General features: G+C 65.4%; 11 protein-coding genes. 4 read left to right on the forward strand and 7 right to left on the reverse strand.

The window, feature by feature from the left end; all coding sequences use genetic code 11:
- Nucleotides 1–20 precede the first annotated feature (20 nt).
- The 4 genes from IB257_RS11160 to IB257_RS11175 are packed head-to-tail and all read left to right on the forward strand — an operon-like array spanning nucleotide 21 to nucleotide 3,448.
- Complete coding sequence (locus IB257_RS11160; RefSeq protein ID WP_233564553.1) at nucleotides 21–347, forward strand: Zn-ribbon domain-containing OB-fold protein; 327 nt, start codon at nucleotides 21–23, stop codon at nucleotides 345–347.
- Nucleotides 344–1,495: a thiolase gene (locus IB257_RS11165; RefSeq protein WP_192492311.1), complete on the forward strand. Its 1,152-nt coding sequence runs from the start codon at nucleotides 344–346 to the stop codon at nucleotides 1,493–1,495. Before IB257_RS11160 ends, IB257_RS11165 begins: the two co-directional genes overlap by 4 nt.
- Before the next feature lie 7 nt (nucleotides 1,496–1,502).
- Nucleotides 1,503–2,372 (forward strand): MaoC/PaaZ C-terminal domain-containing protein, encoded by an 870-nt coding sequence (locus tag IB257_RS11170; RefSeq protein WP_192492312.1) that lies wholly within the window; start codon nucleotides 1,503–1,505, stop codon nucleotides 2,370–2,372.
- Nucleotides 2,369–3,448: an NAD-dependent epimerase/dehydratase family protein gene (locus tag IB257_RS11175; RefSeq protein ID WP_192492313.1), complete on the forward strand. Its 1,080-nt coding sequence runs from the start codon at nucleotides 2,369–2,371 to the stop codon at nucleotides 3,446–3,448. The genes IB257_RS11170 and IB257_RS11175 overlap by 4 nt, the downstream gene beginning before the upstream one ends.
- A 21-nt stretch (nucleotides 3,449–3,469) precedes the next feature.
- Here the strand turns inward: IB257_RS11175 and IB257_RS11180 are convergent, their stop codons facing one another.
- From IB257_RS11180 to IB257_RS11210, 7 genes are all read right to left on the reverse strand, one after another.
- On the reverse strand, nucleotides 3,470–4,444 hold the full coding sequence (locus IB257_RS11180; RefSeq protein ID WP_192352836.1) for a tripartite tricarboxylate transporter substrate binding protein: 975 nt from the start codon (nucleotides 4,442–4,444) through the stop codon (nucleotides 3,470–3,472).
- Nucleotides 4,445–4,497: 53 nt separating this feature from the next.
- Complete coding sequence (locus IB257_RS11185; RefSeq protein WP_125471767.1) at nucleotides 4,498–5,514, reverse strand: cyclase family protein; 1,017 nt, start codon at nucleotides 5,512–5,514, stop codon at nucleotides 4,498–4,500.
- A gap of 419 nt (nucleotides 5,515–5,933) precedes the next feature.
- Nucleotides 5,934–7,265, reverse strand: a complete 1,332-nt coding sequence (locus tag IB257_RS11190; RefSeq protein WP_313387423.1) for an amidohydrolase — start codon at nucleotides 7,263–7,265, stop codon at nucleotides 5,934–5,936.
- Nucleotides 7,266–7,319: 54 nt separating this feature from the next.
- Nucleotides 7,320–8,522 carry an amino acid aminotransferase gene (locus IB257_RS11195; protein ID WP_175180522.1) on the reverse strand — a complete coding sequence of 401 codons (1,203 nt, stop codon included), beginning with the start codon at nucleotides 8,520–8,522 and terminating at the stop codon, nucleotides 7,320–7,322.
- Nucleotides 8,523–8,566: 44 nt separating this feature from the next.
- Complete coding sequence (locus IB257_RS11200; protein ID WP_054452151.1) at nucleotides 8,567–9,478, reverse strand: fumarylacetoacetate hydrolase family protein; 912 nt, start codon at nucleotides 9,476–9,478, stop codon at nucleotides 8,567–8,569.
- Between the two features lie 47 nt (nucleotides 9,479–9,525).
- Nucleotides 9,526–10,509, reverse strand: a complete 984-nt coding sequence (locus tag IB257_RS11205) for a tripartite tricarboxylate transporter substrate binding protein (protein ID WP_175159828.1) — start codon at nucleotides 10,507–10,509, stop codon at nucleotides 9,526–9,528.
- Between the two features lie 176 nt (nucleotides 10,510–10,685).
- Nucleotides 10,686–12,326, reverse strand: coding sequence for a hydantoinase B/oxoprolinase family protein (locus tag IB257_RS11210; protein ID WP_054452149.1), 1,641 nt, complete (start codon nucleotides 12,324–12,326; stop codon nucleotides 10,686–10,688).
- Between the last annotated feature and the right edge of the window lie 15 nt (nucleotides 12,327–12,341).

Below are 12,341 nucleotides of genomic sequence, written 5' to 3' on the forward strand. Positions count from 1 at the left end.
ACGTCCGCCATCAGGCGGGTTTGCGGGAGGGCCGTATCCTGTTGCAGCACTGCGACGACTGCGCCAGCGTGCGCTTTCCTCCGGCGCTGGTCTGCCGGGCCTGCGGCAGCCCACGGCTGACCTGGCGCGAGTCGCCGGGCGCGGGCGTGGTCTATTCAACCACGACGGTGCGCGACCGCGCCGGAGACTACAACGTCTCGCTGGTCGAAGTGGAAGGCGGGGCGCGGATGATGACCCGCGTCGAGGGCGTGGACGCGCCTGCCATCGGTTCAAAAGTGCGCGCGCGCATCGTCGCGGGCGATGACGGGGCCTACGTCGTATTCGACGCCCCGGGAGAACGCTCATGAGCGCCCGCTTGCGAGGCCGTTGCGCCATTGCCGGCATAGGCAATACGCGGCGCTGGAATGCGCCCGGCCGTTCTCCCTTCGATCAGCTGCAGGAGGCGGCGATCCTTGCGCTGGAAGATTGCGGCCTGGGGATGAAGGATGTAGATGGTCTGTACTGCGCCATGTCCACATCCGGCCTGCCGGTGCTGAACGTGGCGGAACGGCTGGGCATACAGCCGCGCCAGGCCGATGGCACGATGGTCGGCGGTGCGTCGTTCCTGTTCCATCTGCAATCGGCGATGGCTGCGCTGGAAACCGGGCTTTGCGATGTCGCGCTGATCTGCTACGGGTCGAACCAGTTGACCGCAGGCGGCAAGCTGGCATCCATGCCTGACCCGCAGCCCTACGAGACGCCGTTCGCGCCGCGTTATCCGATTTCGAGCTATGCGTTGGCCGCGGCGCGGCACATGCATCGGTATGGGACCACGCGCGAGCAGCTGGCGGACGTGGCGGTGGCGGCGCGCCTGTGGGCGCAGCGCAATCCGGATGCCTATGTGCGCGGCGAGTTGACGCGCGTGGATGTGCTGGCCTCGCGCATGGTCAGCGACCCGCTCAGCAAGGCGGATTGCTGCCTGGTGACCGACGGCGGCGCCGCCGTGGTGCTGGTCAGCGCGGATCGCGCGCGCGACCTGCGCAGGCCGCCGGTCTATGTGCTGGGCACCGGCGTGGCGACGAGCCACAGGCAGATATCCTGCATGCCGGATCTGGCTACCACCTGCGCGGTCGAGTCAGGGCAACGCGCCTACGCCATGGCCGGGCTGTCGCCGCGCGACATCGGCCATCTCATGGTCTATGACGCGTTCACCATCAACACGATCCTGTTCCTGGAGGACCTGGGCTTCTGCGCCAAGGGGGAAGGGGGCGCCTTCGTCGCCAGCGGCGCCATCGCGCCTGGGGGCTCGCTGCCGGTCAATACCAACGGCGGCGGGCTGTCCTGCAACCATCCTGGCATGTACGGCCTGTACACCTTGCTGGAGTCGGTGCAGCAGTTGCGGGGCGAGGCGGGCGAGCGGCAGGTGCCCGACGTGCAGGTGTCGCTCGCCCATGCCAATGGCGGCGTGCTGTCCAGCCAGGCCACGGCCATACTCGGCACCGCCGACGTTTTGTGAGGTTCGCATGCCCATCGATCCGGCAACACTGTTGGCTGCGCGCATCCCCGAGCGCATCCAGGAATACGACTGGCGCGACTGCGCGCTCTACGCCCTCGCGCTCGGCGCGGGCATGAATCCCGTCGACGAGGAGGAGCTGTCCTACGTCGATGAAACCCGGCTGAAGGTCCAGCCGACCCTGGTCAACGTGTTGGCGGACCCGGGCTTCTGGCTGCGCGATCTGCCGCTGGGGCTGGATTGGCGCCGCACGGTGCATGGCGAACAGTCCATACGCCTGCACCGGCCCCTTGCCCCCAAGGGGCGGGTAAGAGGCGTGACTCGCATCGTCGACCTGGCGGACAAGGGCGCCGGCAAGGGCGCCTTGCTGTACGTCGAGCGTGAACTGTTCGATGCCGCGGACGGTGCCTTGCTGGCCACCCTGCAGCAGACCGTGTTCTGCCGTGGCGATGGCGGTTTCGGCGGGCGGGCGTCGGCGCGGCCGGCGCCGCCGGCGATGCCGGCGCGCGAACCCGATGCGGCTGTCGATTGCCCTACTTCGCCGCAGGCCGCCCTGGTCTACCGGTTGTCGGCAGACCTGAACCCGCTGCATATCGATCCCGCGGCCGCGCGGCTGGCGGGCTTCAAGCGGCCGATCCTGCATGGCATGGCCAGCTTTGGCGTGGCCGGTCTGGGCCTGGCGCGCCTTTGCTGTCCGGGAGAGCCCGAGCGGGTGCGCTCCATGAGCGGGCGTTTTCGCGCGCCGGTCTATCCGGGCGAGAGGCTGCGAGTCGATGTCTGGCGGGAGCAGCCGGGACTGGCGCGCTTTCGCGCCGTGGTTGTGGAGCGCGGCGAGATCGCCATCGACAACGGCGCATTCGAGTTCGGAGAGTCGCAATGACAACAAAAAAGGTGCTGGTGGTGGGCGCGTTGGGCGTGGTGGGGCGGGCGGTGATGGAGCACCTGCATGGCCGGCCGGACGTGCTGTGCGCAGGCTTGTCGCGACGGTCGGCCGACTTTGCCAGGGATGCGATATGGATTGCGGCCGACCTGCGCGATGCGCAGGCAACGCGGCAGGCCTTGGCCGAGCACGGCGATGTGACGCATCTGGTCTATGCCGCCTTGAACGAGCAGCCGGATTTGCTCAAGGGGTGGCGGGATCCGGAGAACGTCGCCATCAATACGCGGATGCTGGCCAATACGTTGGCGGCATTGGACGGCGCACCGCTGGCGCATGTGACCCTGATGCAAGGCACCAAGGCCTACGGCGTGCATACGGGACGGGCCATGCGCATCCCCGCGCGCGAGCAGGACGCCGTGCGCGACCATGCCAATTTCTATTTCGACCAGCAAGACATGCTGGAACAACAGGCGCGGCGGCAAGGGTTCGGATGGACCATATTCCGCCCGCAGATCGTGCTTGGCGTTGCCCTGGGTAGCGCCATGAATCCGGTGGCGACGCTGGGCGCCTACGCCGCGCTGTTGCGGGAATCGGGCCAGCCGCTGGCCTATCCCGGACATCCGGAGCTGTTGACGGAATGCACGGATGCGCGTCTGATCGCTCGCGCGGTCGAGTGGGCCTGGGATGCGCCGCAAGCCTGGGGTGAGATCTTCAATATCGCCAATGGCGATGTGATGGCCTGGCGCCATCTGTTTGAGCGCCTGGCCGAATTCTTCGGCATGCCAGCAGGGGAGTTGGTGCAGACCCGTATGCGGCAGGCCATGCCCGCCGAAGCCCAGGTCTGGCGCGAGATGGCGCGGCGGGAGGGCTTGCATGTGAACGAGCTGTCGGACCTGATCGGGCTGTCATGGCAGTACGCGGACGCGACCTGGTCGGCGCAACACCCCTTGCCGTTCCCGCCGCTGGTATCCACCATCAAGCTGCGCCAGGCCGGCTTCGGCGATTGCATCGACAGCGAGCTGTCGGTGCTGGAAAATCTGCACAGGATGCAGGCGCTCGGCTACTTGCCGCGCTGAGCCGGGCGCCCGCGATCCCGCCTATTGCACGGGCGGGATCTTCAACTTCTCGATCAGCGCGCCCCAGCGCTGACTCTCCCGCAACGTGATATCGCGCAGTTCCGCCGGACTGCTGCTGCGCGGTTCATTGCCGATCTGCTGCATGGTGCGCACGAACTGTGGCGAAGCCGTGATCTTGCGCAGTGCGGCGTTGAGCTTGTCGACCACTGGCGCCGGGGTCCCGGCCGGAGCGAACACGGCGTACCAGGTTTCGCCGACCACGTCCGGATAGCCCAGCTCGGCGAATGTGGGCACGTCGGGCAACAGCGGTTGACGCTGCGGACTCAGCACGGCCAGCGCGCGGTACTGCCCGGCGCGCACATTGGGAACGGCGCTGGTAAGCGCCTCCACGTTGGAGTCGACCACGCCGCCTATCATGTCCACGGTGGCGGGCGCCGCGCCCTTGTAATGCACCTGCGTCACGTCCACGCCCATGCCAGCTGCAGCCAGCTCGCCCAGCAAATGGACCATGCTGCCGAGACCGTTGGTGGCGTTGTTGACCTTGCCGGGATGAGCTTTGGCATAGGCGGCGTATTCGGCCACGTTTTTTGCGGGAAAGTCCTTCTTCACTACAAAGGCGAACGGCACGGTGGCGATAGCGGAAACCGGCGCGAAGTCGTCCAGCGTGTACGACATCTGGGTCATCAAATGAGGCGTGACGGTGAAGGTGCTGCCGGAGGAAAGCAGCAGGGTGTATCCGTCCTTGGGTGCGCGCGCCACGAAGGTGGCGCCTATCATGCTGGATGCGCCGGCCTTGTTGTTGACGACAAAGGTCCCTCCCAGCTCCTCGCCCAACTGCATGGCGAGTTGCCGGCCCACCACATCGCTGGTGCCGCCGGGGGGAAAGGGAATGACGAGCGTGACGGGCTTGTCTGGGTAGTTGGGTGAGGCGGCCTGCGCAAGTGGGGCGAGGCTGGCCAGGGCCAAGGCGGCCCAGGCCGGAATGCGATTCAGCATTGCGGTCTCCGGCAAAGAGGTGAGAGCCGCGGGCGTAGCGCCCGCGGCCGGCTTCAGACGGTGGCGACGGGAGTGACGGGCGAACCTACCGCGCCGGGCAGGCGCAGCGGCGGCGCCGTCAGCAGGAAAGTGCTGCGGCCATGCTCGCGCAGCCATTGCGCCAACTCTGCGAAGTACCAGAGTTCGCCGAGATGCAGCCCAAGCTTGAAGAGGCAATGCGCGTGCAGGGGCAGGCCGGGATAGTGCTCACCCTTGCCTGGCGTGGCCGGATAGGCTTCCACCGCGAAGTTGTCGGCGCAGATTGCCACGATGCCGGAGTCGGTGATCCATTGCAGCAGGCGTTCGTCGCGGCCGTCCAGCACGGCGCACGAGCGCGCCAGGACGTCGCCGTCCGGCTGCTTGTTCATTTCCAGGATCAGGTCGGCAAAGCCCGTATAGAGGCAGAGAAAATCGCCGGGCAGTACCGCGACGCCGTCCAGGGCTGCCATCAGCTCGTCATAGCCGATCAGTGCGCGTTCGCGCCCGTAGCGGCGTTCCAGGTCGACCAGCACGCCACGCCCCTGGACGCCGGCGGTGGCCATGCGTTCGATACCGATGGCCTTGGCGCCCAGGCCGCTCTTTGCGTCATCGGGCCCGATCACGTCCAGGCCGCCGCGATAGCCGTTGTAGTAGACCTTTTCGGGCAGCCCGTCGCCGTTCGCATCGAACATCTGTCCAACATGCCCCAGTCCGTCCCATTGGGTCGAGTACTGCAGGAACATGAGGACGGCGTCGTCCGAAACGACGTCGTTGAAGCAGGGGCAGACCTGCGACAGCCGATAGTTGTAGTTGTGGCCGTCGCCGCGCTTGTCGTAGGAGAACTGCGGTTCCCGGCGATGCTGGAACAAAGTGTTCCCGCCTGGGTAGTCCAGCGGCAGGCTGAGGCAGAACGCCCGGCCTTCCTGCACCTCGCGGAACGCGCGCAAGCGCGTTTGCGGGGTTAGCAGATTCATGCGCCCGATCTGATCGTCAGGGCCGAAGTCTCCCCAATTCGATCCTTCCGGGCGCTGCTTCCAACGTGGGGTATCCATATTCTTAGACATCCTTGCCATGGGTTGGTGAGCCTGCGTGCAGACCGTCCGCCGATTGTCTCCTTCAGCGGCGGGCTGCATTCTTTGGGCAAACATACCATTCGGTATGTTTTTATGTCAATCGCGTTTTCCCATATAAAAAATCCCGGTTTTTAATGCTGAGATTTTTGTTTTTTATGAGCAATGAAAAATACCAATAGGTATCTTTATGGGGGTTGGGAGCAAGGAAAGACCCTGCCGCGCCACGCTCGTGCGAGCACGAGCGTGCTAGGGGACGGTCGGAAGGCTGGGATGGAAGACATGGTCCGTTCGGGAACAGAACGAACAGGGCACGATCAGCTCCCCGTATCGGGGGCATTGGAAGGAACGCCCGGTGCGCGTAGCGGCGCTGGGCGGGATCGGGATGTGGGGGGGGCGGCCTACTGCTTGTCCATGTACGTCAGCGCGGAAGCCACCAGCGCGCGTACACCCACGCGCAGCGCGCTTTCGTCGATGGCGAACTCCGGCGAATGGTTGGGCGCGCCGCTTTTGTCGCCCAATGGCGAGGCATTAATGAACCAGAAGACCGAGGGCACCTTGCCGCTGACGCCATATGCGCCGAAGTCCTCGCTGCCGGTGGATGGCGCGGGCATTTCAACTGTCTTGCCGGCGCCGGCCGCTTCCTGCCATGCAGGTATCAAGCTGCCGGTCAGGGATTTATCGTTGTCGACGACCTCGTAGCCGGTGTAGATGTTCACCTTGGAGCTCAGGCCGTAGGCCTGCGCAATATGCTCGGCGCGTGTGCGGATGGCCTCGTGGACGATGCGTTGGTTGTGCGACGATAGCGAGCGTACCGTGCCCGCCAGTTCGGCGCTTTCGGGCAGGATGTTTGCGCGCCGTCCGCTCTGCAACATGCCGATGGACAGTACGGTGACGCCGTCGGATTGATCCACCTTGCTGCTGGTGATGCCCTGCAGCGCCAATGTCAGTTCTGCCGCGGGTACGAGCGCGGGATTCGCGGTCCATGGGCGTCCGCCGTGTCCGCCCTTGCCGTGCAGTGAGATCTCGAAGCGGTCGCCGCTGGCCATGGTAGGGCCGGCGCGATAGGCGATGGTGCCGGAGGGGGCGCCGGCGCTGATGTGCTGGCCGAAGACCACGTCCACTTTGGGATTCTCCAGCACTCCCTGCGCGATCATGGCCCTGGCGCCGCTGGGCTCTTTGTCGGGTCCCCATTCTTCGGCGGGCTGGAATAGGAAGACTATCGTGCCGGGCAGTTCGTCCTGCATCGCCGACAAGGCCTTGGCCGCGCCCAGCAGCATTGCGACATGAGTGTCGTGGCCGCAGGCGTGGGAAACCGATACCTGCTCTCCGCGCCAGACGGCCTTGGCCTGCGAGCGGAATGGCAGGTCATTGCGTTCCTCGACGGGCAGGGCGTCCATGTCGGCGCGCAACGCCACCACCGGTCCTGGCTTGCCGCCCTTGAGCACGGCCTTGACGCCTGTGCGCGCTATCCCGGTCTCGACGGTGATGCCGGGCATGGCGCGCAAGGCGTCGGCGATGTACTTCGCGGTTTCGGTCTCCTGGTACGACAGCTCAGGATGCTGGTGTATGTGGCGTCTCCATGCGATCACTTCAGACTCGGTCTGGTCCGCCCGTTGCAGGGCCTCCTGCAGCAGGCCGGCATCGGAGGCGGCCTTGGCCACCGGCAGTGTCAGTCCCAGGGCCAGCATCAATCCGGAACTCGCGGCCATAAGCCGGTTGGGTAGGGCCATTGCCTTGCTCCTATCAGTGGGGCGCCTCGGACTTGCGGGCGCAGGGAGAAATGTTCAGCGCTGCGCGCAAGCGGCGATGGCGCGTGCGACATAATCGATGTTGCCGTCGGTCAGGCCGGCAACGCAGAGTCTGCCGGACTTCAGCAGATACACGGCATGTTCGCGGCGCAGCGATTCGACCTGCTGGGGGCTCAACCGCATGTAGGAGAACAGTCCTTGCTGTCGCTCGATATAGTCCCAGGCTTCGCGCGCGCCGGTCAATTGCGTCAGCGCGTTGGACAAGCGGGCGCGCAGGCTGACGAGCCGTGTCCGCATCTGCTCCAGTTCATCGGTCCAGACTTGCCGCAACGCGTCATCGCTCAGAATGGCGGCAACCAGGGCGGCGCCAAACGTGGGAGGCGTGGAGTAGTTTCCACGTATCAGCAGCTTGAGCTGGCCCAGCGCGCGGTCCGCGGCGGTTTGGTCGCGGCACACGATATTCAGGGCGCCGCAGCGTTCGCCGTACAGGGAGAAGTTCTTCGAGAAGGAACTGGCGACCAGGCATTCCACGCCCGCCCGCGCCATTGCCCGGATTGGTTCGGCGTCCGCATCCAGACCTAGTCCGAACCCCTGGTACGCCAGGTCAAAAAAGGGAATCAGGCCCTGGCGCGCAAACAGTTCGGTCAGTGCCTCCCACTGATCTGCAGACAGGTCCACGCCAGTTGGGTTGTGGCAGCTGGCGTGCAGCACGACGATGGACCCTGCCGGCAGAGCCTGCAACGCGTCATGCATCTGCGCAAAGCGCACGGTGGCAGTTTGGGCGTCGTAGTAGGGATACTCATGCACCGCGAAGCCCGCCTGGCGGAAGATCTGAGCATGGTTCTCCCATGTCGGATCGCTGACCCAGACCGTCGCTTTGGGGCAGATATGGCGCAGCAAGTCCGCGCCCAGCTTCAAGGCGCCGGTGCCGCCGACACTTTGGGTCGTCACCACGCGCTCAGGCTCGGGGCCATTGGCTCCGAAGATCAGCGATCTGGCTGCGTTGCGGTATGAGGCCGAGCCGGGGATGGGCAAGTAGGGATGCGGCTTTCCCGCCTGCACGAGCATGTCGCGGGCCTGGCGCACGGCGCGCATCACAGGGATGCTGCCGTCTTCGGCAAAGTAGGTGCCGATGCTGAGACTGACTTTGTGGGGCGCAGGGTCGTTCTGAAAGGCTTCAACCAGCGCGAAGATGGTGTCGCCGGCTGTGGCGGGCAGGGGAGAGAAAAGAGACTGCATGGAACTGCCTCATTGGAAAGGTGCGGCCGTGGCCGGCCAGGATGTCAGCGCGATGCCTGGATCTGTACCGCCAGCGTGCCGATGTCCTCGATCGTTGCGCTGATTTCGTCACCGATCTTGAGGAACGTGCCTTGTGGCGCGCCCACGCCGGCGGGCGTGCCCGTCAGTACTAGATCTCCGGGTTCCAGCGTCATGATGCGACTCAGGATTGCCAGCTGCTCACGGATGTCGAAGACCATGCCGCTGGTACGGGCGTTTTGCTTGATCTGGCCGTTGACGCTGAGCTTCAGACCCAGGTCCATGGGGTCGCGGATGAACGCCGCCGGCACCAGCCTGGGTCCGAGCGGGCAGCTGGTGTCATGCGCCTTGCCGGCCACCCAGTCCAGCTTGTAGAAGGTGTCGGGCGCCTTGTTGAGGTCGCGCGCCGACATGTCGACCGCGACGGTGTACGCCGCCACGTGGTCCAGCGCATTTTCCGGCAGCACATTCCTGGCCGTCTTTCCTATCACCAGCGCCAGTTCGATCTCCCAGTCCAGGCGCTGGCAGCCTATGGGCATGTGTACCGTGGCACCCTCGCCGACCACGGCCTGGCGGGGCGGCTTGAAGAAAAAGAACAGGCGCTGTGCGGACTTGTCCTCGGCGTTCGGGACGTTCATTTCCGCCAGGTGGTCATGGTAGTTGGCCCCGGCGCAAAGCACCTTGCCCGGATACTGCAGCGGAGCCATGTGGCGCACCGGTCCGGAGACCTCATGGCCGTCGAGCGCGGAGCGGCGGGCGGCTGCCTGCTCAAGCAGCGCCAGCGAGCGCGGCCAGTCTTCGAAGAGATCGCGGACGGAGGTATCCAGGGCGGGCTGGTCCAACACCTGGGCACAGGTGGCCAGCGGATAATTCCGCCCTTCGATTTCCAGGCAGGCAACGGGACGAGAGGCGATGTCGAGGGTGGTCAATGCGAACATGGGACTTGATCCAGTGAGATCAGAAAATGGGTGGCGGGCGGCGCAGCTCAATCGACCACGAAGCCGGACTGGGCCACGGTATCGCGCCACTGCTCGAGCTGCTGGCGCGCCAGCGCGTCGACCGCCTGCGGTGTGCCGCCGGCCGGTCGCATGCCCAGCTCGGAAAGACGCTTGGCGACGTCGGGAAGGGCGAGGATGTCGTTTACCGCCGAATTCAGCTTGCGGATGGCTGGCTCTGGGGTGCCGGCCGGTGCATACAGCCCAGCCCAGCCCGAGGTCTCGAGTTCGCCCAGCCCGAGTTCGCGCATGGTCGGCGTTTGCGGCAGCGCCGGTTCGCGTTGTGCGCTGAAGGTCGCCAGAACGCGCAGCTTGCCAGCCTGCGCCAGCGGGACCACTTCGCCCGCATCCATAACGATGGCATTGATGTGTCCGCCCAGGAGCGCGGTCACGGCGTCCTTGCCGCCCTTGAACGCGATGTGCTCCAGCGGCGTACCTAGGCGCCTGGCCAGTGAAACGCCCAGGAAATGCTGCAGGCTGCCGGTGCCGGATGTACCGTAGAACGCCTTGTCCGGATTCTGCCTGGCCCAGGTCTGGAACTCGTTGAACGAGGTGACGGGGCTATCGGCCGCGACGGCGAGCACGATGTCCCAGCTCACCAGCTGCGTCACCGGCTTAAGGTCGGCGAAGGGATCGTAATTGAGCTGTCGGAACAGGTGCGGGTAGAGGAAGATGGCCACGCCCGGCGCCACCAGCAAGCTGCTTCCGTCGGGCGCGGCGCCCTTGACCGCCTGAATGGCAATGCGCGTCTGCGCGCCGGGGCGGTTCTCCACCACCACGGGCCGCTCCAGATGATTGGGAAGCTTCTCCGCCACGATCCTGGCCACGGTATCGAACGATCCGCCGGCCGGCAAGCCGACGACCAGCTTTGCCGGCTGCTGCGCGTGGCCGGAGGCCGCCATGAACAGGCCGGCCAATGCCAGGTACTTGAGTCGGGTGAGAAGGGAGGCCCCGCCAGGAACGGCTGTCTTCATCTTGTCTCCACGGTCTTTTTATTTGAGTTGACCCTGGCGAGGATTGTAGGCGGGTGGTGAAAACCGTCTAATGAAGATTAGTCATCGGATGAAAGCCAGCAGGAATTACCGAAGTAGGAACGGCGCCGCGGACCGAAGTCCGTGGGCGCCACGGCCGTCCCGTGCGGGACGGCGCGTCAGCCGGGGTAGTAGCCCTGCCGTATATCGTTCTCGCGGGCGAGTGTCGAGCGCCGCGCGGGATCGCCATAGCCGCCGCCGCCGGGCGTGTAGACCTCGATGACGTCGCCGGCCTGCATGACGATCCCCTGATCCTTGGATACATGGGCTGGCACATAGGCTGCGCCGTCGCGATAGACAGTGACGCGGGTACGGCCGCCTTCCTGCCCACCCGCCGCGCCGGGCGGACCGAATTTTCCGTGGTCCATGACCATGGAAGCGCGCGCCGAGCCTGCCCTGAGACGGATCCGGTAATGGATGCCCATGCCGCCGCGGAACTCGCCCAGTCCGCCGGATCCTTCGTGGATGGCGTAGCGCTCGAAGAGCACCGGATACAACTGTTCCTGGACCTCCACCGGCGCGGCCTTGGAGATGCCGATGGTGGAGCAGCCGTTGGTCAGTCCATCGCCTGCGGGATGGCCGCCGTAGCCGCCGCCCGAGATGACGTACATGACATAGGAGCGCCCATGCATGGGGTCATCGCCGCCGATGGCAAGATTGGCGGTGGTGCCGGCGGGCGCCGCGAACAGGCGCTGGGGGATTGCTTTCTGCAAGGCGTCGAATACGGCTTCGGCGATGCGCTGGCTGACCTCCGCGGCGCAGCCCGATACCGGCCGGGGATACTTCGCATAAAGGAAGGTGCCGTCGGGATCCTCGATGCGCAGCGGTTCGAACAGGCCCGCATTGATGGGCAGTTCGGGGAAAACATGCTTGATCGCCAGGTAGATGGATGAGCGCGTCGTGGCGATGACGCTGTTCATCGGGCCGGCGCAGGGCGGGCTGGATTCGCTGAGGTCGAAGTGCATGAGCTCGCCTTCCTTGCGGATGCGCACCGCCACCTTCAGCGGCTGGTCCTGCACGCCGTCGGAATCCAGGAAGGCTTGTCCAAGATACTCACCGTCAGGAATCGCGGCGATCACGGCGCGGGTCTGGACGGAGGCCTGGCGTTTGAGTTCTTCGATGGCGGTGTCGACGGTGTCCTGACCGTAGCGGTCCAACAGCTGGGTCAGCCGTCGTTCGCCGATGGCCAGCGCGGCCGCCTGGGCCTTGATGTCGCCGATGCGTTGCTCGGAGATGCGGATGTTCGACATCAGGATGGACAGGATTTCCGGATCCAGCTCCCCCTTCTTGTAGAGCTTGACTGGAGGAAGACGCAGTCCTTCCTGCTCGATTTCGGTGGCGTGGGCAGAGAATCCGCCGGGCACCATGCCGCCCATATCGGGCCAGTGGCCGGTGTTGGCGAGCCAGGCGTACAGCTTGCCGCGATAGAAGTAGGGTTTGACGAAGCGCACGTCCATCAGGTGGGTACCGCCCAGGTAGGGATCGTTGACCATGAAGATATCGCCGGGGGCGATGTCCTTGGCCCGTTCGATCACGGCCTGGGTGGAGAACTGCATGGTGCCCACGAAGATGGGCAGGCCCAGCTCTCCCTGGGCGATCAGTTCGCCGCTGTCGCGGTGGTAGATGCCGTTGGAGCGGTCCTGAGATTCCGAAATGATGGGTGAGAACGCCGCGCGGCAATGCGCCAGGTCCATTTCATTGCATACCTGATGCAGCCCGCTCTGGATGACGGTCAGCGTGACGGGGTCGATGTGGGTCATGGGAGTGCATCTGCC

It is taken from the genome of Achromobacter sp. ACM03, assembly GCF_014851665.1.
GTDB classification, from domain to species: Bacteria; Pseudomonadota; Gammaproteobacteria; order Burkholderiales; family Burkholderiaceae_B; genus Achromobacter; species Achromobacter aegrifaciens.

What these genes read in the sequence shown, in the direction of transcription:
- IB257_RS11165 (WP_192492311.1), top strand. Translation starts at nt 344, where the DNA reads ATGAGCGCCCGCTTGCGAGGCCGTTGCGCCATTGCCGGCATAGGCAAT.
- IB257_RS11170 (WP_192492312.1), top strand. Translation starts at nt 1,503, where the DNA reads ATGCCCATCGATCCGGCAACACTGTTGGCTGCGCGCATCCCCGAGCGC.
- IB257_RS11175 (WP_192492313.1), top strand. Translation starts at nt 2,369, where the DNA reads ATGACAACAAAAAAGGTGCTGGTGGTGGGCGCGTTGGGCGTGGTGGGG.
- IB257_RS11180 (WP_192352836.1), bottom strand. Translation starts at nt 4,444, where the DNA reads ATGCTGAATCGCATTCCGGCCTGGGCCGCCTTGGCCCTGGCCAGCCTC.
- IB257_RS11185 (WP_125471767.1), bottom strand. Translation starts at nt 5,514, where the DNA reads ATGGATACCCCACGTTGGAAGCAGCGCCCGGAAGGATCGAATTGGGGA.
- IB257_RS11190 (WP_313387423.1), bottom strand. Translation starts at nt 7,265, where the DNA reads ATGGCCCTACCCAACCGGCTTATGGCCGCGAGTTCCGGATTGATGCTG.
- IB257_RS11195 (WP_175180522.1), bottom strand. Translation starts at nt 8,522, where the DNA reads ATGCAGTCTCTTTTCTCTCCCCTGCCCGCCACAGCCGGCGACACCATC.
- IB257_RS11200 (WP_054452151.1), bottom strand. Translation starts at nt 9,478, where the DNA reads ATGTTCGCATTGACCACCCTCGACATCGCCTCTCGTCCCGTTGCCTGC.
- IB257_RS11205 (WP_175159828.1), bottom strand. Translation starts at nt 10,509, where the DNA reads ATGAAGACAGCCGTTCCTGGCGGGGCCTCCCTTCTCACCCGACTCAAG.
- IB257_RS11210 (WP_054452149.1), bottom strand. Translation starts at nt 12,326, where the DNA reads ATGACCCACATCGACCCCGTCACGCTGACCGTCATCCAGAGCGGGCTG.